Source organism: Myroides sp. N17-2, assembly GCF_002286775.1.
Taxonomy (GTDB): Bacteria; Bacteroidota; Bacteroidia; order Flavobacteriales; family Flavobacteriaceae; genus Flavobacterium.
In genome coordinates, this window is the sequence record NZ_NSGJ01000141.1 from 1 (window position 1) to 309 (window position 309).

Annotated in this window: 1 rRNA gene; it reads left to right on the forward strand. The window is 35.9% G+C overall.

The features are described 5' to 3' along the window. A 23S ribosomal RNA gene (locus CF599_RS19440) occupies positions 1-106 on the forward strand; the annotation flags it as partial. Positions 107-309: the final 203 nt, after the last annotated feature.

Genomic DNA, 309 nt, shown 5'->3' on the forward strand with positions numbered 1-309 from the left:
AGATTTCTTTAAAGGGTCGTTGGAGATTACAACGTTGATAGGCTATAGATGTAAAGGCAGTAATGTCAGAGTCGAGTAGTACTAATAACCCGTAAGCTTATGTGTACTCCCCTTGTTTAGGCAAGGGGAGGGAAACTTTCTAAAATATGTATTCAAAAAGTCTAGCAATCTACTAGTAATAGCAGATAAGAAATAGTTAAGCTATATCAATATAGTTCAAAAATATTAGTTACTTTTTAGTAACAACCGATTTAAGGTGGTTATTGCAGCGGGGCTCACCTCTATCCATTTCGAACAGAGAAGTTAAGC